This is a genomic window from Mesorhizobium sp. M0923, assembly GCF_040319365.1.
GTDB lineage: Bacteria > Pseudomonadota > Alphaproteobacteria > Rhizobiales > Rhizobiaceae > Mesorhizobium.
The window spans coordinates 21798-37572 of record NZ_JAMYNW010000018.1; the positions used below are offsets into that span (position 1 = coordinate 21798).

Genomic DNA, 15775 nt, shown 5'->3' on the forward strand with positions numbered 1-15775 from the left:
CGAACGCCCCTCACACTTTTTCCATTATGGATTCACTGCACGATCAAGTCGAGATCATGGCGGGACAGCGGCTTCGGCTGGGATTCGGTCGTCAGGTAGGTGCGGCCAAGGGTCATCGCCGTTTCGGTTTCGGAGTCCATGATGATCATATGGGCGAACAGCGTCATGTTCGGCGCAATCGGTTCGGGATTACCCTGATAGAACATCGGCATATCCATCCAGGACGGGGTGAAGCGGGCGCCGAGCGAATAACCGCAGGCATTGAGCCGGTGCTTGGTCAAATTGTGGGCTTCGAGCGTGCGGGCATGGGCGTCGAACACGTCGCCGAACGTATTACCAGGTGTCATCGCCTTCTCGACTGCAAGTAGCGCGGCGCGGGCGGCATCGAACAATTCCTGGTGGCGTTTCGATACCTTGCCGGTCAACACCGTGCGCATCATTGCCGCATGGTAGTGATGGAAGACACCGGCCCATTCGAGTGTCAGCTGGTCGTTCTTGGTGAGCTTGCGGCGACCAGCCTTGTAGCGGCAGAGCAGGGCGTCGACGCCCGAGCCGATGATGAACTCGTTGGCCGGATAATCGCCGCCGCCGGCAAAGATCGCGCCTTGCATGGCGGCGAGGATCAGCGCCTCATCGCCGCCCTGCTTGATCAGCGGCAGTGCTGCGTCCAGCGCGTCGTCGGCCAGATTTGCGGCTTTTTCCGCCTTGGCGATTTCGGCCGGGCTCTTGAACAGCCGCAGCCGGCTGACAATGCCAGAGGCATCTGCGATCTGCCCGAAGGTCTGCAACTGCTCGTCGAGGCGCCGGCCATTATATGCCGTCAGGCCGTGGGTGTCGTATTCGACGCCGATGCGGGCGCCGAGCAGGTCAAGCTCGTTGAGCAAATTGCGCAGGTCGACCGCCGGATTGGCGCCGTTGCGATCCGTCCACAAAACGATGTTGTCGATGATCGAGGTGTGGCGTGCCTGGCGCAAATCGGCCGAACGCGTCAGCAGTACCATCGAGCCGTCGGCCTTGACCACCAGGCACTGGAAAAAGCAGAAGCCGAACGTGTCGTAGCCGGTTAGCCAATACATGCTTTCCTGCGCAAACAGCAGGACGGCGTCGAGCTTCTTTTCGGCGATCTCGATCATCAGTCGATCGCGCCGCGCGTCGAATTCCGAGCGTTCGAAATGCAGCGCCATCAGTCAGTCTCCAAAACGATTGCCGAAACCTGCCGTCCGTAGTCGGGCTCGTTGCGATGCGTGCTGCGCCGATAGGAGTAGAAAAGCTCTTCCTCGGCATAGGTGCAGCGGCCGAGCCCTTCGGCATTGACGCCAGCCTTGGTCAGCCGGTCGACTGTGTAGCGGTTGAGATCGAACATCGCGTGTCCGGCATTTGCGGAGGGCGCGAAATAGCGGGCATTACCGGCATCGGCGTCGACGAAGCGGGCGACGAATTCCGGTCCGACTTCGTAATTCTGTGGGCCGATGGAAGGACCGAGCACTGCGACGATGCGGTCACGCCGGGCGCCGAGGCTTTCCATTGCCGCGATGGTGTTTTCCAGCACTCCCGTGAAAGCGCCTTTCCAGCCGGCATGGGCGGCTCCGATAATGCACGCCTCGGCGTCAGCGAAGAGGACCGGTCCGCAATCGGCGGTCGAGGCCCCGATGGCAATGCCCGGCCGGTCGGTGACGATGGCGTCGGCCTTGGGACGCTCGCCGGCAAAAGGTTCCCTGGCGATGACGACGTCCGGCGAATGAACCTGATGAGCAGTCAGCAGATGGCTTGCCGCCACGCCCATCCATTCGGCGACGCGGCGGCGATTCTCGCGCACCAGCGTCTGGGCGTCGCTCGATCCGGTGCCGATGTTGAGGCCCCGGTAGATGCCGCTGGAAATGCCGCCGACGCGTGTGAAGTAGCCGTGGCGGATGCCTTGCGCCGTTTCCAGCAAGGGCGACCGAACGGGATCCGGTTTGGTCTGATTCAGCATGGCGGCTTTGTTGTCCGTATGGGCGATTTCGTCAAGCGCGTTGAAGGCGGCCGAGTTGAAGGTAGGCGAGTTGAAGGCGGCGCAGTTGAAGGCGAGTGCAGTTGATGTCGGGCGCGGCCGGAGAGGGGAGAGTGGTAGAGGCGGCAGCGAAAAGTCAATCCGCGCTTGCGAACGGCGGAACGGCAATGCCGGAAGGAAGGATGGCAAGCACCTTGAAGAGCTCGCCCATGGCCTGCTGACCGGCGAGGCGCTCGACGTCGGCCGCGATCTTTTCACGAGCTGCCTGATCGGCATTGGCGCCGAGCCGGCCAGCTCGTTCGAGAAGCCCCATTTTGAGCAGGAATTCACCTTGCGTGGAGAGGTGGGCATCGAGGCTGTGTGCCCGAACGGTTGCCGCGAGGGCAGCGAAATCGACATGGGCGGTGAGATCGGCCTCCCCCGGATTGGCCAGCACGTCCTCATGATCGTGCTTGCGCAAGGCCTGCAAGGTGTCGCCGATGCCGGGCTGGAGGTGACCGTAGTCGAGAAACAGGCCGGCGCCGCCAAATCCGGCAAGTCGCCCGGCGATGGCCGCCATCAGAGCGGCGCGGGCCGGCGCCACCTCGACGATCGCACCTTGCGGCGCATTCTCGGCACCCTCCGGCAGCAGCATCGGATCGAGCGAGCCGGCGCCGACGAAAAAGCGCAGCCGGTTCGCATCGTCGAGACCGATCATCCGTTCGCGCCAGCCGGCTCCGGCGCGGACGAACTGGCGAATAGGCACCGCGTCAAACAGCTCGTTGCCAACAATCAGAAGCTGCCCCTGCGGTAGTGTGTCGATGGTTTCATTCCAGGCGATGGTGGCCGACGTCCCGGCAAGCGTCCGTTTCTGGACCTCGGTCAACCGCGGACTGGTCTCGATCAAGGCGAATGATGCGCTGGCGGTAAGCGTCGGATCGAGCCGCGAAAGCGTGCGCAGCATATCTCTCATCAGCGTGCCGCGGCCGGGGCCTATTTCGGCGATGGCGACCGGCGTCGGCCGGCCGATCGCCAGCCATGCCTGGTAGAGCCAGACGGCGACCAGCTCGCCAAACATCTGGCTGATCTCCGGCGCGGTGACGAAGTCGCCGGCGGCGCCGAACGGCTCGCGTGTCTTATAATAGCCGTCCTGCGGATCGAACAGGCAGAGCGCCATGTATTCGCTGATGGGGATCGGTCCCACCGCACCGATCAGCTCGGCGATGCGTGTCTTCAGCGGCGTCATGCGGGCTGCGGTTTTGTCACCGGCTTGGCTGTAGCCATCGCCCAGATGCCGGCCAGCACCATCGGCAGCGACAGCACCATGCCCATGGTGAGCCAGCTCGTGCCAAGGAGATAGCCGAGCTGCTGGTCGGGCTCGCGGAAGAATTCGACGAAGACGCGCGAGGCGCCATAGCCGGCAATGAAGGCGCCGCCGACGAAGCGCGGCGTCTTCAGCTTGAGCCGCGAATGAGTGAGAAAGCGCAGGACAAGGAACAACACCAGCCCTTCGAGCAGCGCCTCGTAGATCTGGCTCGGATGGCGTGCAAATGGGCCGCCATTGGGGAATTCGAATGCCCATGGAACGTCGGTCGGTCGGCCCCATAGTTCGGAATTGATGAAGTTTGCCAGGCGAACGAGGCCAAGCCCCACCGGCACGCCGGCGGCAACAACGTCGAACAGCGACCATGTGCGGATGCCACGCGCCCGGGAAAACAGCGTCATGGCGAGAATGACGCCGAGCAGGCCGCCATGAAACGACATGCCGCCCTGCCAGACGGCGACGACATCGAGCGGATTGGCGATGTAACGCGGCAGGTCGTAGAACAACACGTAGCCGGTGCGTCCGCCGAGCACCACGCCGATGGCCGCCCAGACGATGAAGTCGTCGAGATCCACGGGCTTCATCGGCAGGGTGCCGTCGGGCCAGAGTTTCGGGTTGGTGACGAGGCGCTTGGCATACCACCAGGCGAACAGGATGCCGACGATGTAGCCGACGCCGTACCAATGCACCGCCAGCGGTCCGATCCGGACGATGACCGGATCGATGTTGGGGAAGGGCAGGGCAGCCAGCGGCAGCAAATATTCGCTCAACAGGGTCTCCCGGTTCCGGTCAGGTTCGGGCGCGGACCATGCGGCAGGGTTTTGGCAGGGTCAAGGCGAGCATATCCTTGCATTCCGCATCGTGCGCCACTACGTCAATTCGACCAAGCGAGGATTTGCCATGGCGACCGGACCGAACCGCATTCTCGATGAATTCGCCAAGCTGATGACCGACGCAGCCGGTGCCGCGCAAGGCGTGCGGCGCGAGGTGGAGACCGCCTTCAGGGGCCAGGCCGAGCGGATACTCAACTCCATGGACGTCGTGCAGCGCGAGGAATTCGAGGCCGCTCGCGACATGGCGGCGAAGGCCAGGGAAGAAAACACCCGCCTCGCTGCTCGCATCGAAGCGCTCGAGGCCAAGCTTGCCGAAATGACCGGTCAGGCAGCGCCTGCGGCTTCGGCAAAGCCGCGTGCAAAAAAATAATAAAAATATTCGTTAAACTTTTCCACAAAGCCGGATCGCAAAAAGCGCTTTGTCGTGAATCGCTTACCGGTACTGCGTGGATCTTTCCGACAGCGCCTTTCCACATGCGAATGACGCAGTGCGAAAAATTGGGCTGGTCACGCGACTCCCGATCAATAGACTGAATTTGTTGCATGATTCGGAGCAGGGTCATGCGCCGGGCGGTGGGGTCCGGTCCGGGGTCTTTGCGTTGACGAAGTCCTGGCCGTCCGAGTTCTAGGCAGAATTGTTCGAGTGTGCCTCTCCCGCGGAGCGTGTGGTGGCGCTCCCAGAACGACAGGAAGCATTTCATGGAACTTCTCGAACTCGAATTCTCCCGCGAAATCCATCCGGTGGATGTTATCGAGCAGGTGGCGCACAACAACGATTGGTCCTTCGAGCGGGCCGGCGATGACGAGATCTCGATCTCGGTCGCCGGAAGCTGGACCGACTACCACGTTTCATTCTCCTGGATGGAGGACTACGAGGCGCTGCACCTGGCCTGCGCTTTCGACATCAAGGTGCCTGAGGCGCGCGCGCTCGAGGTGATGCGGCTGCTTTCGCTGATCAACGAACAGATGCTGTTTGGGCATTTCGACCTCTGGGAGCAGGAAGGCGCCATCATGTTCCGCCAGTCGCTGCTGCTGGCCGGTGGGGTTGAGCCGTCGAGCCAGCAGGTCGAGGTGCTGCTGTCGTCGGCGCTGGAAGCCTGCGAATGCTATTTTCAGGCCTTCCAGTTCGTCGTCTGGTCGGGGACTTCGGCCAAGGACGCGCTGGCCGGCGTGCTGTTCGAAACCTACGGAAACGCCTGACCGTCGATGGGTTCGAGCAACGCGAGAAAAACCGAGATCAGCTTCGCCGATTTCGACCGCGTCGACATCCGCGCCGGCACGATCGTCGAGGCCGAGCCTTTTCCCGAGGCGCGCAAGCCGGCGATCAAGTTGAAAATCGATTTCGGTCCCGTGATCGGGGTGAAGAAATCCTCGGCCCAGATCACGAAATACTATACACCTGAAAGCCTGATCGGCCGGCAGGTGTTCGCGGTGGTCAATTTCCCGCCGCGTCAAATCGGGCCATTCATGTCGGAAGTGCTGACGCTCGGTTTTCCCGATGAAGAGGGCGCCGTCGTCCTCGGCGCGATCGAGCACAAGGTGCCGGACGGCGGCAGGTTATTCTAACTGCGGTTTGCTCAGGCGGCCAGTTTTCGCGTGGTACCCAGTGCTCCTTCGACCGTTTCCATGAACATTTCTGCACAGGCCTTCCAGCTGTAGCGCATAGCACGTTGCCGCGCCTCGGTGCGGTCGACGAGAAGCGCGGCGAGCGCTGCTTGCCTCAGCTCTTGCGAGACTGCGCCGCCTATGCCGTCGCCCACAATATCGATCGGCCCGGTGACGGGATAGGCTGCGACAGGCGTGCCGCTGGCCAACGACTCGATAATGACGTTGCCGAATGTGTCGGTGCGGCTGGGGAAGACGAAGACGTCGGCCGAGGCGTAGATCTCGGCCAGTTCGTCGTTCGGGCGATGGCCGAGAAAATGGGTATCGGGATATCTGGCCTTCAGCTTCGCCAATTCCGGCCCTTCGCCGACAACCACCTTGCTGCCGGGCAGGTCCAGGTCGAGGAAAGCCGGCAGGTTCTTCTCGATCGCGACGCGGCCGACGCAGAGGAAGATCGGTCCCGGAAGCCCCAGGTCCTTTCTTTTATCCGGCCGAAAATGATCGGTATCGACGCCACGCGTCCATGGCCGAAGCTTGGTGAAGCCGCGTGCCGCAAGATCGTCGGCAAGCGACTGGGTGGCGACCAGCGTGCCCTGTCCCGAATTATGGAAATCGCGCAGCCAGCGATAGGCCCATGCTTCTGGCACCGGCAGACGCGCGCTCAGATATTCCGGAAAACGTGTGTGATAGCTGGTCGTGAACGGACGGCCGGCGTTGCGGCAGTAGCGCCGCGCCATAATGCCGAGCGGTCCTTCGGTGACGATATGGATGTGATCCGCCTTGCGTGCCTCGATCAGCTGCGCCACGCGGTGCGGCGTCGTCAGCGCCAGCCTGATGTCGGGATAGGTCGGCAGAGGCAGGGTGCGAAAGATGTTCGGCGTCAGGAAGTCCGTCTCGACATCGAAGGATTTCAAAGTCTCCGAGAGGCGCTCCAGCGTGTGGACGACGCCGTTGACTTGCGGGCGCCAGGCATCGGTGACCATCAGGATGCGCATGGCGGTCCCTTGGCGGAGAGCTTGATTGCTTTGCCGCGATGCCTGAACGGCGACCACGCCGCCGCTCTGGCCTCGCACCAGCGCACCCGGGCAGGCGCGGGGTCGAAATGAGGCCGCAGGGCCGAATCAATCAGGATCGCGCGCTTCATTGGCGCTCTTCACCATGGTTTCATGACGGGCGGATGAAGGCCGGCCTCGCTCCCGTCAAGCCGGAACCTTGATCACCGCCCGCAGGCCGCCGAGCGGGCTGCGTTCGAGGACGATGTCGCCGCCATGGCTGCGGGCAATGTCGCGTGCGATGGAAAGGCCAAGGCCGGTGCCGCTGGCGTCGAGGTTGCGGGCCTCGTCCAACCGCACGAAAGGCTTGAATACATCCTCCCGCTTTTCGGGCGGAATGCCCGGACCGTCATCGTCGATAGTGACGAGCAGCGAACCGCGTCCATGATTGGCATTGATCTCCACCGTCTTGGCATAGCGGAATGCATTGCCGACGACGTTGGACAGCAGCCGGGCAAAGGCATTGGGGCGCACATGGACATGCGGATCGCCGGCAAGCACGGTCGACAGCTTGCGCTTGCGCAGCGCGGCTTCCTCGCGAAGCTTGTCGAAGAAGGCTTCGAGGTCGAACCGGCCGGCGTCTTCCGATGCTTCGCCGCGTGCAAAGGCAAGGTAGCCTTCCAGCATCGACTGCATGTCGTCGATATCCTGGTCGAGTGCCTGGGTGTCGGCCGCCTTGGTCCCGGCCAGCGCCAATTGCAGCTTGAAGCGGGTGAGGATGGTCCTCAGATCGTGGCTGACGCCGCTCAGCATGGCGGTGCGCTGCTCGAGCTGGCGTTCGATGCGTTCGCGCATCTGGATGAAGGCAAAGCCGGCGCGGCGGACTTCCTCGGCGCCGCGCGGGCGAAAATCGCGAGGCATCGGCCGGCCTTTGCCGAAGCTCTCGGCCGCCTCGGCCAGCGTCAGAATCGGCCGGATCTGGTTGCGCAGGAAGGGAATGGCGATCATCAGCAGCACCAGTGAGGTGCCGACCATCCAGATCAGGAAAATATGGGTGTTCGATGCATAGGCCTGGCTGCGGCGCACGAAGACCCGCAGCACCTTGTTCTCGAGCTGGACGCGGACCTCGACGATATTTGAATTGCCGACCGTATCGATCCAGAACGGACGGTTGATCTGGCGGGTGATCTCGGACGAAAGGATCTCGTCGAGGATCGAGAAGAACGGCTTTGGCCCGGGTGGCGGCAGTGGGTCTGGCGGCAGGAGGTCGACCTTCAACTGCATGCGATCCTGGGCGATGCGGATGACGTTGGCGTAGTCGGCGTCGTGCGGATAGGTCTCTATCAGGTCGATGATGGCGGCGATGTCGCGCACCGTGGCCTGCGACAGGCGCTGCGTCACGGTCTGCCAATGGCGCTCCATGAAGACAAAGGCGACGACCGACTGCAGCATGATCATTGGCGCGATGACGATGATCAGCGAGCGGGCATAGAGCCGCTTCGGCATGTAAAGCGACACCAGGCGCCAGAAACGGTTCCAAGCGCGCGGCACGGCCTTCAGCGCCCGCGTCGCGCGGGCGCTCAAGCCGCCATCTTCCGGCCGTTCGAGTTGCGTGGTCGCCATTCGTCTTTTCGCTCACCGGCGGCCCAGCAAAGGACCGCTGTCGGCGGCATTCTATTCCACGCTGAGCCGATACCCAATACCGCGCACGGTCTGCAGCCAGACCGGATTGGACGGATCGCGTTCGATCTTGCGGCGCAGCCGGTTGATCTGGACGTCGATCGTGCGCTCGCCGACCTCGGACTCGTCGCCGACAAGCTCATGCCGCGGTATCGTTTCGCCGGCACGCGCAGCGAAGATCGCCAGGATTTCCTGCTCGCGGTCCGTCAGCTTGAGCGCCTCGCCGCCGCGCTTCAGCTCACGCCTGGCGATCTGGAAGGTATAGGGGCCGAAGACCAGCTGTTCGACCTTGGGCGTCGTCGCGGGGCCGCCGCGGCGCAAGATATTGTTGATGCGCAGGATCAGCTCGCGCGGGTCGAACGGTTTTGGCAGATAGTCGTCGGCGCCGGCCTCGAGCCCGGTGATCCGGCTGTCGGTTTCGGACAGTGCGGTGAGCATCAGGATCGGTACGTTTTTTTCCGCCCGCAGCGCCTTGGTGAGATCGACGCCGCTTTCACCCGGCATCATGACGTCGAGCACGATCAGATCGAAATCGAGGCCGGTGAGCTTGCGCCGCGCCTCGCCGGAATTTCCGGCAACGGTGACGCGAAAACCGTTTTCGGTCAGATACTGTTTCAGAAGATTGCGGATTCGGGTGTCGTCGTCGACCACCAGCAGATGCGGCGCGTCGTCTTCCGGTGCTGTCGGATGATCAACCCTCTCAATGGTCTCCATGGCTTTTCCCTGACATCTTTGCGGGCACAATGTCGATCTGCGCCCTTAGTTCCGGATTGACCATCGCCTCAAGGAACCGTTCGATAACGGCGCGTTCGGTGGCTCCGGAATCCTCCAATGCAGCATGGATGCGGCGCGACTGTGGCCGCGCCAGTGCCAGCGCCAGCGCACGGCCCTTGGCCGTCGGATAAAGCTCGCGCTGGCGGCGGTCGCGAGGGCCCTGCAATTGCACGATATGGTCGGTGTCGATCAGTTGCTTGAGCACGCGCGCCAGGCTCTGCTTGGTGATCTTGAGCACGTCGAGGAGCTCGGCGACCGTCAGGCCGGGCCGGCGATTGACAAAATGCAGAACCCGGTGATGAGCACGGCCAAAACCGTAGTCGGCCAGGATCTGGTCCGGATCGGAGGTAAAGTCGCGATAGGCGAAGAAGAACAACTCGATGATGGCGAAATCGATGCCATCCTCGTCGGTGATCGCCGTCCTGATCGGCTCTGCGGCTGCGTGGCTCGTCATCTTTTCTCCGTGTGAAGCAGGAAATTATGTCAGCACTATTGACGTATTTTCCGCGCGATGGTAATTTTTGGCAAGCTTTTCGGCGGATTGCGAACGAAAAGGCAAACGAAGCCCTTTTTTCCGGAACTTCCTGAGTTTGCCAGACCTTAAATATCCGCCTACGCTTTGAGACAATGGCCGCCCGCGGCGGCCGAGGCGAAACACGCAACGACACAATGATGTGCGGGCTGCCGCCCGCGGGAGGTTACCATGGCATCCGTTCCCTTCGACCAACTGGACGGCTTTATCTGGATGAACGGCGAATTCGTCAAATGGGCCGCCGCCAAGATCCACGTCTTGACCCACGGGCTGCACTACGCCAGCGCGGTATTCGAGGGCGAGCGCGCCTATGGCGGCGAAATTTTCAAGCTGACCGACCACACCGAACGCCTGCATGAGTCGGCGCGCCTGCTTGGCTTCAAGATACCCTACTCGGTCGCCATGATCGACGACGCCTGCCGCACGCTGTTGAAGAAGCAAGGTTTCCAGGACGCCTATGTCCGGCCGATCGCGTGGCGCGGCAGCGAACAAATGGGCGTTTCGGCGCAGAACAGCCGGATCAACTGCGCCATCGCCATCTGGCAGTGGCCGAGTTATTTCGACCCGGCGCAGAAGCTGAAGGGCATCCGCCTCGACATGGCCGAATGGCGCCGCCCCGACCCGCGCACCGCACCGTCGAAATCGAAGGCGGCCGGCCTCTACATGATCTGCACCATGTCCAAGCATGCCGCCGAGGCCAAGGGCTATGCCGACGCCATGATGCTCGACTGGCGTGGCCAGGTGGCGGAAGCGACAGGCGCCAACATCTTCTTCGTCAAGGACGGCAAGATCCATACGCCCAAGCCCGATTGCTTCCTCGACGGCATCACCCGCCGCACGGTCATCGGCCTTGCCAAGGACCGCGGTTTGGAGGTGATCGAGCGCGCCATCATGCCGGAAGAGCTTGAAGGCTTCCAGCAGTGCTTCCTCACCGGGACAGCGGCCGAGGTGACGCCGGTTTCGGAGATCGGCCCGTACCGATTCGAGGTCGGTGAGATCGCCAAGACGCTGATGAATGACTATTCTGCAGCCGTTCAACCCAACCACGCGATTGCTGCAGAATAACGAAAGTCACAGCTTTTTTATCAAGTAGGGGCGGTTTTCGGGCCGCCCCTTTTATTTAAGCGTTTGCGCATTTGACTTTCGTCCAATTCGGCGTCTCATGATGGCGTCGGCCCGGGAGGCTGGCAGCTATGGAGGGATTGGAAATATGGATATGAACACGCTTCTTCCGATCATTATTCAGGTGATTACGGGTATCATCGGTGGTCAGGCGGTGGGCGCGGCTATCAAGACGGCGGCGATGGGTCAGCTTCCCAAAATCCTGGGCGGCGCTGTTGGCGGCGTCGGCGGGGCGGCCATCCTCAGCAGCCTGCTGGGCGGTGGGGCGGTCGATCCGGCAGCAGCCGCCACGGCGGCAGGGGCCGGCAGCGCGTTGAACATTCCCAACATCGTTGGCGGTGCCGGCGGCGGCGCCATCCTGACCGGCATCATCGGTGCGGTCATGAACGCGATGAAGAAATAAGCTTTCGACGTTTCAGGCTTTTCAAATGGGCGGCTTCGGCCGCCCATTTCGTTTGCCGTTTGCGGGAGCGGTGGACGCCGTCCGCGTGTGTCTCTACATCAGGGCCTGATTCAACAAGGTTAGAGCTTTCCTGACGCGTTCGAGGGGACGCGCGGAGCTCCGACAGTGTGAAAGGACAAATATGGGTCAGCTCAACGCCGGCATCGTGCCGGTCACGCCGTTCCAACAGAACTGCACCATCCTCTTCGACATGGACGACAGACAGGGCGTCGTCGTCGATCCGGGCGGCGACATCGACAAGGTGCTGGCGGCGCTCAAGGACAATGCGATCACTGCCGGCGCGATCTGGATCACGCATGGCCATATCGACCATGCCGGCGGGGCCATGGAACTGAAGGAGGCGCTCGATATCGAGATCATCGGCCCGCATGCCGCCGACCGTCCGCTGCTCGCCAATCTCCAGAACCAGGCAAAGCGCTACGGCATCACCGATCCCGTGCGCAACTGTGTCCCCGACCGGTTCCTCGCCGAGGGCGAGACCGTTTCGTTTGGCTCACAGGTGTTTGAGGTATTCCATTGTCCGGGCCACGCACCCGGCCACATCGTCTACTATAACCGGGCGGCGAAGTTCGCCCATGTCGGCGACGTGCTGTTCCGCGGTTCGGTCGGCCGCACCGACCTGCCGGGCGGCGACCACGCCGCGCTGATCGCCTCGATCAAGGAGAAGCTGTTGCCGTTGGGCGACGACATCGGCTTCATCTGTGGCCATGGTCCCGGCGGCCGTTTTGGTGAGGAGCGGCGGAGCAATCCTTATTTGGTCTAAAGCCGGCCTGGTCTGAAACCGCGAAAAACAAAAAGCGCCACCCACCGGGCAGCGCTTTTGTTCAGGACAGGAAAACTGTCTTAATTGGCGGTGCAAAAATGCTGTTCGCCGTCATAGCCAGTGAACGTGCCGGTACGCGCGTTGAAGCTCTGGTAGCGGTCCGAGCAGTATTCGTACCAGCCGCGGGTCCACGGCTCCGCATAGCTTTCGGCATAGGCTACTCGCGGCTGCACGTAATAGCGGCGCACCGGGGCAGGCCGGTAGTATTCATCATCATAGGCCGGGTCGTAATAGCGGGGCTGCGGGCTGGCGAGGGCACCGCCGATCAAGGCACCGGCCGCAAGACCAAGGACGCCGGCCGCAACGGCGTCGCCGTGGCCGTGGTGGCGGCGGTGATGGCGCCATTCATCGGCACTGGCCGCAGGCAAGGTCGCAAGCGTGGTCGCAACGACCGCGGCGGACAGGATGGCAGTCTTGAAAATTCCGTTCATGTCGGTCTCCTTCGTGCCGGCCCGGGTCGTTTTCGGGGGGATGCGGTCCGGCTTTAACGAAGATTAATATGCGACCGTGGCTGAACGGGGGCTGAACGAAATTTGACCAAGCGGTTCATTTAACTGGGGTTCAAACATGCGGCAAACACCGCAGGCCAGACCGGCCCACGTCCATTCTGTCCGGGGCTGGTTCAGCCGATCGACAGGTTGACGGCTTTGGGACCCTTGCCGCGCTTGTCCGGCTCGGTGTCGAATGTCACTTTCTGCCCATCCTCAAGACCGGGAAGACCCGACGCCTGCACGGCCGAAATATGGACGAAGACATCCTTTGCCCCGTCGTCCGGCGTGATGAAGCCGAAGCCCTTGGCGTGATTGAAGAATTTGACGGTGCCGGTCTGCGGCATGGGAAGCTCCTTTGATCCCACAAGTCCAGTCTCGGGCCGGCAAATGCCCGGACGGAAATTTGTCCTTTATTTTAGTGCCATCGGCAAGAGAAAGTTTTGCGGGTGCCGGCAAGCATCCCGGAACACAAAAGGCGCGACGAAAACCGCCGCGCCTTTATAAAATTCGAGTTCACACCAAAAGCCTTGCAGCATCCTCACACACCCGAAAGGACGCGCGGCACGCCGCCGTTCAGGCGGCGCGGAGATTGACCGCTTTCGGACCCTTACCCATACGGTCGGGCTCGACATCGAAGGTGACCTTCTGACCGTCGACGAGCGTGCGCAGCCCGGAAGCCTCTATCGCCGAGATGTGGACGAATACATCCTTGGCGCCGCCATCGGGCGTAATGAAGCCGAAGCCTTTGGTAGCGTTGAAGAATTTAACGGTGCCGGTCTGGGCCATTGGGGAAACTCCTTCACCCGTGTCAGTCTTGGTGGTTCCGCCCGCCGCCTGGCGCCGTGGGCAAGTCCCGGTGGTTGCTTCGGCAGTCATGCATTGGCGCATGGTAAAACCCCCCGCCGAAAACGGGGCTGTCAGAGATTCACAGTATCGGGGAAAGGTCGTCCAAAACGTTCCGCTCTCCGGGTCGCAAATGCCCGAACACAAAATTTATCGCACGGAAACGTGATGCTTGCAAGATAGAGCCGCGGGCGGCCCAACAGGCGCATCCCGACGCATCGCACCGATAGAACTGGTTCTCCGCGCGGTCATCGGCCAGACGCAACCCAGGCATGGTCCAGCAAGCTGGGCCGGTGCTGTTTTGGACTTGCGCCGGCATACCGCCTTGGTTTGCATGCGCCAGGCTGCAAACGGGGTTGCATTTCGCAGCAGAATGGCGAGATTGACGAAGATCGGCCCGATGCAGGCGCGATTACGCGGGGGCGGGAGTTTCGAGGGAGGGAATATTTATGCGGCTTCTTGCGGCAATCTTTTCGCGGCAGGGTTTTTCCATCTTGTTCCTGTCGGCAATTCTTGCGGCCTGCACCGTCGTGGTCGATGAGGGGCCAGGGCCGCGCCCGCCACGGCCGGGGCCGCAATTCTGCACCAGGCAATATGACCCGGTCTGCGCCAGGCGCGGCGGCGACCGCCAGACCTTCGCCAATGCCTGCCTTGCCGAACGGGCCGGATACCGCATCATCCGTGAAGGCGAGTGCCGTGGCGGTGGCGGCGGCGGGGAGCAGACATTCTGTACCCGCGAATACCGCCCGGTCTGTGCCCGTCGCCATGGCGAACTGCGCACGTTCCCCAATCAATGCGAGGCCCGCGCGGCGGATTATCGGGTCGTCGATGATGGGCCGTGCTAGCGCACCGGCCTCACTGTTCGTCCGGATAGGCACCATCGGCGGGGCCGACGTAGAGCTCGGCGCCGTCCTCGTTGGAGATGCGCAGGCGATCGGGGATCTGCGGCATCATCAGCGTGTGAAGCAGCGTGGCGGCGCCTTGCAGGGCGGCGCGCAGGTTCGGTGCCTCCAGCGACACTCGATCGAGTGTCGCTTCGTCGGCATCGCGCGAGCGGTAGAACTCGATGACGAAGTTCAAGCACGCCTCCAGGCAGATTGTCGTGCGATCGAACCCTAGCCTTTGGACTTGGGTTTCACAGCGGTCTCCGCCTGCTTGACCGCCGAGCCGAAGGGCGAGGCCGGTTTTGCCGCCACCTTGTCCTTCTTGGGCTTGCGTGTCTCGCGATTGCTGCGCTGTTGACCCTTGGCCATTTTCTGATCCCTTATACGTGTTGCGGATTGCTTTCGGCTCAGTTGGCCGGGTTGTCGACCGGTTCGAGATTGTCTTCCGTGGTGACCCGCTCATAGGTCTCCTGATCGCTGCGAATGCGATATTGCGGCGAGCCGTCCTTGACCGGCAGCCGGCTCTTTATCTGGAACAGCTCCGCGGTCTTTTGGGCAAGGCCGGTGCGGCTCTTCATGCGAACAGTCTGGCCGACGGTGAAGATATGCGAGGGCGTGTCCGTGCGCCGCGCACTCTGCTGGAAGCGGATCATGTGGCATTCTCCTGGTCGTGCCGAAGCGCTGCTTCGAGTTCGGCGTGGTCGACGGCGACAAGCCGGCCGGTTGGGCTTTTCACCGTCCTTGCCGGCAGATGGATGAAGGTGGCGACGCGGCGCCAGGCAAGCCACGACATGCCGTCGATCAGTTCCTCGTCGTGGTCGATGTCATAGTCGCCGGCCGGCTGCATGCCATCCAGGCCGCCAAGCACGAAAGGTGCCGCGAAATGCGCGATGGAATGAGTGGTGCGGGCAGACATTCTCGTGCCTTGAAGTTTCTTTCCGGCCTGGCTCCGAAAGCGGAGCCTGCATTGCGGTACCAGGTGTCGGCGATTTGGATCAGTTTGGCGGGCCGAGAACCCTGACGCCGCGAGGGCCCAAGCATGACCCAAAAACGGTTTCATACCATTAGTCCGAAAATGCGGCTTATTCAAGAAGATTCCGGCCTCTTACCCCTACCAACGCAAAATTACTTTTCTATAGTTATTTGCAGAACGATGATACGATCCCGGTGCACCTCAAAAATTGTTTGAAGAACTTCCGGAAAAATTCCTCCGGCATTTGTATTTATTTAGGTATGAAAGGAAGAGAGTCATGAATTCCGCAAGAACACCGGATGTCCCGACAGTTGCAGTCAATCCCGTCGCAAAGCCGATAAAGGTTATGTCGCCGCGCCTCACGATAAGAAGCGACGAGGCGGCAAGGCGAAGGCTTGCCGACACCGATGGCACGGTGCGGCGGGCGCGCCAGCTTGCCGAAAGCAACCGCCTGATTTGACGCGCAG

23 protein-coding genes are annotated in these 15775 nt (G+C 62.0%); 8 read left to right on the plus strand and 15 right to left on the minus strand.

The features are described 5' to 3' along the window. Positions 1-32: 32 nt before the first annotated feature. From NKH89_RS25855 to lgt, 4 genes are all read right to left on the minus strand, one after another. Positions 33-1184: a M24 family metallopeptidase gene (locus NKH89_RS25855; protein ID WP_023678425.1), complete on the minus strand. Its 1152-nt coding sequence runs from the start codon at positions 1182-1184 to the stop codon at positions 33-35. Continuing rightward, a complete protein-coding gene (gene pgeF / locus NKH89_RS25860; protein WP_352910508.1) occupies positions 1184-1972 on the minus strand; it encodes a peptidoglycan editing factor PgeF in 789 nt (262 codons plus the stop codon). Before pgeF ends, NKH89_RS25855 begins: the two co-directional genes overlap by 1 nt. A gap of 154 nt (positions 1973-2126) precedes the next feature. After that, a complete protein-coding gene (locus NKH89_RS25865; RefSeq protein ID WP_352910510.1) occupies positions 2127-3215 on the minus strand; it encodes a class I SAM-dependent methyltransferase in 1089 nt (362 codons plus the stop codon). Further along, a complete protein-coding gene (lgt, locus tag NKH89_RS25870; protein WP_352483082.1) occupies positions 3212-4063 on the minus strand; it encodes a prolipoprotein diacylglyceryl transferase in 852 nt (283 codons plus the stop codon). Before lgt ends, NKH89_RS25865 begins: the two co-directional genes overlap by 4 nt. A gap of 130 nt (positions 4064-4193) precedes the next feature. On the opposite strand from lgt, the gene NKH89_RS25875 reads away from it, so the two are divergent. The 3 genes from NKH89_RS25875 to NKH89_RS25885 all read left to right on the plus strand — a co-directional run bounded on the left by NKH89_RS25875 (position 4194) and on the right by NKH89_RS25885 (position 5692). Continuing rightward, on the plus strand, positions 4194-4496 hold the full coding sequence (locus NKH89_RS25875; protein ID WP_023719187.1) for an accessory factor UbiK family protein: 303 nt from the start codon (positions 4194-4196) through the stop codon (positions 4494-4496). 329 nt (positions 4497-4825) lie between these two features. Further along, positions 4826-5326 (plus strand): type III secretion system chaperone family protein, encoded by a 501-nt coding sequence (locus NKH89_RS25880; protein ID WP_023678420.1) that lies wholly within the window; start codon positions 4826-4828, stop codon positions 5324-5326. A gap of 6 nt (positions 5327-5332) precedes the next feature. Next, complete coding sequence (locus tag NKH89_RS25885) at positions 5333-5692, plus strand: tRNA-binding protein (RefSeq protein ID WP_352483084.1); 360 nt, start codon at positions 5333-5335, stop codon at positions 5690-5692. Between the two features lie 11 nt (positions 5693-5703). Here the strand turns inward: NKH89_RS25885 and NKH89_RS25890 are convergent, their stop codons facing one another. The 4 genes from NKH89_RS25890 to NKH89_RS25905 all read right to left on the minus strand — a co-directional run bounded on the left by NKH89_RS25890 (position 5704) and on the right by NKH89_RS25905 (position 9631). After that, entirely contained in the window at positions 5704-6726 is a 1023-nt protein-coding gene (locus NKH89_RS25890; RefSeq protein ID WP_023719185.1) for a glycosyltransferase family 4 protein, read from the minus strand. 204 nt (positions 6727-6930) lie between these two features. Beyond that, entirely contained in the window at positions 6931-8346 is a 1416-nt protein-coding gene (locus tag NKH89_RS25895) for an ATP-binding protein (RefSeq protein WP_023719184.1), read from the minus strand. A gap of 51 nt (positions 8347-8397) precedes the next feature. After that, complete coding sequence (locus NKH89_RS25900) at positions 8398-9117, minus strand: response regulator (protein ID WP_023719183.1); 720 nt, start codon at positions 9115-9117, stop codon at positions 8398-8400. Continuing rightward, a complete protein-coding gene (locus NKH89_RS25905) occupies positions 9104-9631 on the minus strand; it encodes a MarR family winged helix-turn-helix transcriptional regulator (protein WP_023719182.1) in 528 nt (175 codons plus the stop codon). Before NKH89_RS25905 ends, NKH89_RS25900 begins: the two co-directional genes overlap by 14 nt. 249 nt (positions 9632-9880) lie before the next feature. Here NKH89_RS25905 and NKH89_RS25910 point away from each other — a divergent pair, with 249 nt between their 5' ends. The 3 genes from NKH89_RS25910 to NKH89_RS25920 all read left to right on the plus strand — a co-directional run bounded on the left by NKH89_RS25910 (position 9881) and on the right by NKH89_RS25920 (position 12057). Further along, positions 9881-10774, plus strand: coding sequence for a branched-chain amino acid aminotransferase (locus NKH89_RS25910; protein WP_352483089.1), 894 nt, complete (start codon positions 9881-9883; stop codon positions 10772-10774). Positions 10775-10919: 145 nt separating this feature from the next. Further along, a complete protein-coding gene (locus NKH89_RS25915) occupies positions 10920-11234 on the plus strand; it encodes a hypothetical protein (RefSeq protein WP_023719180.1) in 315 nt (104 codons plus the stop codon). Between the two features lie 181 nt (positions 11235-11415). Beyond that, on the plus strand, positions 11416-12057 hold the full coding sequence (locus NKH89_RS25920) for an MBL fold metallo-hydrolase (RefSeq protein WP_023719179.1): 642 nt from the start codon (positions 11416-11418) through the stop codon (positions 12055-12057). Positions 12058-12137: 80 nt separating this feature from the next. Here NKH89_RS25920 and NKH89_RS25925 read toward each other — a convergent pair whose 3' ends face one another. The 3 genes from NKH89_RS25925 to NKH89_RS25935 all read right to left on the minus strand — a co-directional run bounded on the left by NKH89_RS25925 (position 12138) and on the right by NKH89_RS25935 (position 13394). Next, positions 12138-12548, minus strand: a complete 411-nt coding sequence (locus NKH89_RS25925; RefSeq protein ID WP_023719178.1) for a BA14K family protein — start codon at positions 12546-12548, stop codon at positions 12138-12140. A gap of 191 nt (positions 12549-12739) precedes the next feature. Beyond that, entirely contained in the window at positions 12740-12952 is a 213-nt protein-coding gene (locus tag NKH89_RS25930; protein ID WP_006202521.1) for a cold-shock protein, read from the minus strand. Positions 12953-13181: 229 nt separating this feature from the next. Then, the gene (locus tag NKH89_RS25935) at positions 13182-13394 is read right to left on the minus strand and encodes a cold-shock protein (protein ID WP_006202520.1); all 213 of its coding nucleotides are present in this window, start codon (positions 13392-13394) and stop codon (positions 13182-13184) included. Positions 13395-13900: 506 nt separating this feature from the next. Between NKH89_RS25935 and NKH89_RS25940 the strand changes: the two genes are divergently transcribed. Next, complete coding sequence (locus tag NKH89_RS25940) at positions 13901-14296, plus strand: Kazal-type serine protease inhibitor family protein (protein WP_352910513.1); 396 nt, start codon at positions 13901-13903, stop codon at positions 14294-14296. Between the two features lie 10 nt (positions 14297-14306). Here the strand turns inward: NKH89_RS25940 and NKH89_RS25945 are convergent, their stop codons facing one another. From NKH89_RS25945 to NKH89_RS25960, 4 genes are read right to left on the minus strand one after another with little or no spacing between them, the layout of a single operon-like run. After that, positions 14307-14531: a hypothetical protein gene (locus NKH89_RS25945; RefSeq protein ID WP_254819206.1), complete on the minus strand. Its 225-nt coding sequence runs from the start codon at positions 14529-14531 to the stop codon at positions 14307-14309. 35 nt (positions 14532-14566) lie between these two features. Beyond that, positions 14567-14704: a hypothetical protein gene (locus tag NKH89_RS25950; protein WP_023719175.1), complete on the minus strand. Its 138-nt coding sequence runs from the start codon at positions 14702-14704 to the stop codon at positions 14567-14569. Positions 14705-14742: 38 nt separating this feature from the next. After that, a complete protein-coding gene (locus tag NKH89_RS25955) occupies positions 14743-14988 on the minus strand; it encodes a hypothetical protein (protein ID WP_023719174.1) in 246 nt (81 codons plus the stop codon). Continuing rightward, on the minus strand, positions 14985-15251 hold the full coding sequence (locus NKH89_RS25960) for a hypothetical protein (RefSeq protein WP_023719173.1): 267 nt from the start codon (positions 15249-15251) through the stop codon (positions 14985-14987). The genes NKH89_RS25955 and NKH89_RS25960 overlap by 4 nt, the downstream gene beginning before the upstream one ends. 334 nt (positions 15252-15585) lie before the next feature. Here NKH89_RS25960 and NKH89_RS25965 point away from each other — a divergent pair, with 334 nt between their 5' ends. Continuing rightward, on the plus strand, positions 15586-15768 hold the full coding sequence (locus NKH89_RS25965) for a hypothetical protein (RefSeq protein ID WP_023719172.1): 183 nt from the start codon (positions 15586-15588) through the stop codon (positions 15766-15768). The last annotated feature ends 7 nt before the right edge of the window (positions 15769-15775 follow it).

Excerpts from the sequence above, each read along its gene's own strand:
- pgeF (WP_352910508.1), bottom strand. The coding sequence starts at position 1,972 with ATGCTGAATCAGACCAAACCGGATCCCGTTCGGTCGCCCTTGCTGGAA.
- NKH89_RS25900 (WP_023719183.1), bottom strand. The coding sequence starts at position 9,117 with ATGGAGACCATTGAGAGGGTTGATCATCCGACAGCACCGGAAGACGAC.
- NKH89_RS25935 (WP_006202520.1), bottom strand. The coding sequence starts at position 13,394 with ATGGCCCAGACCGGCACCGTTAAATTCTTCAACGCTACCAAAGGCTTC.
- NKH89_RS25965 (WP_023719172.1), top strand. The coding sequence starts at position 15,586 with ATGAATTCCGCAAGAACACCGGATGTCCCGACAGTTGCAGTCAATCCC.
- NKH89_RS25915 (WP_023719180.1), top strand. The coding sequence starts at position 10,920 with ATGGATATGAACACGCTTCTTCCGATCATTATTCAGGTGATTACGGGT.
- NKH89_RS25930 (WP_006202521.1), bottom strand. The coding sequence starts at position 12,952 with ATGCCGCAGACCGGCACCGTCAAATTCTTCAATCACGCCAAGGGCTTC.
- NKH89_RS25885 (WP_352483084.1), top strand. The coding sequence starts at position 5,333 with ATGGGTTCGAGCAACGCGAGAAAAACCGAGATCAGCTTCGCCGATTTC.
- NKH89_RS25875 (WP_023719187.1), top strand. The coding sequence starts at position 4,194 with ATGGCGACCGGACCGAACCGCATTCTCGATGAATTCGCCAAGCTGATG.
- NKH89_RS25895 (WP_023719184.1), bottom strand. The coding sequence starts at position 8,346 with ATGGCGACCACGCAACTCGAACGGCCGGAAGATGGCGGCTTGAGCGCC.
- NKH89_RS25865 (WP_352910510.1), bottom strand. The coding sequence starts at position 3,215 with ATGACGCCGCTGAAGACACGCATCGCCGAGCTGATCGGTGCGGTGGGA.
- NKH89_RS25960 (WP_023719173.1), bottom strand. The coding sequence starts at position 15,251 with ATGTCTGCCCGCACCACTCATTCCATCGCGCATTTCGCGGCACCTTTC.
- NKH89_RS25940 (WP_352910513.1), top strand. The coding sequence starts at position 13,901 with ATGCGGCTTCTTGCGGCAATCTTTTCGCGGCAGGGTTTTTCCATCTTG.
- NKH89_RS25905 (WP_023719182.1), bottom strand. The coding sequence starts at position 9,631 with ATGACGAGCCACGCAGCCGCAGAGCCGATCAGGACGGCGATCACCGAC.
- NKH89_RS25955 (WP_023719174.1), bottom strand. The coding sequence starts at position 14,988 with ATGATCCGCTTCCAGCAGAGTGCGCGGCGCACGGACACGCCCTCGCAT.
- NKH89_RS25890 (WP_023719185.1), bottom strand. The coding sequence starts at position 6,726 with ATGCGCATCCTGATGGTCACCGATGCCTGGCGCCCGCAAGTCAACGGC.
- NKH89_RS25910 (WP_352483089.1), top strand. The coding sequence starts at position 9,881 with ATGGCATCCGTTCCCTTCGACCAACTGGACGGCTTTATCTGGATGAAC.
- NKH89_RS25855 (WP_023678425.1), bottom strand. The coding sequence starts at position 1,184 with ATGGCGCTGCATTTCGAACGCTCGGAATTCGACGCGCGGCGCGATCGA.
- NKH89_RS25950 (WP_023719175.1), bottom strand. The coding sequence starts at position 14,704 with ATGGCCAAGGGTCAACAGCGCAGCAATCGCGAGACACGCAAGCCCAAG.
- NKH89_RS25920 (WP_023719179.1), top strand. The coding sequence starts at position 11,416 with ATGGGTCAGCTCAACGCCGGCATCGTGCCGGTCACGCCGTTCCAACAG.
- NKH89_RS25925 (WP_023719178.1), bottom strand. The coding sequence starts at position 12,548 with ATGAACGGAATTTTCAAGACTGCCATCCTGTCCGCCGCGGTCGTTGCG.
- NKH89_RS25880 (WP_023678420.1), top strand. The coding sequence starts at position 4,826 with ATGGAACTTCTCGAACTCGAATTCTCCCGCGAAATCCATCCGGTGGAT.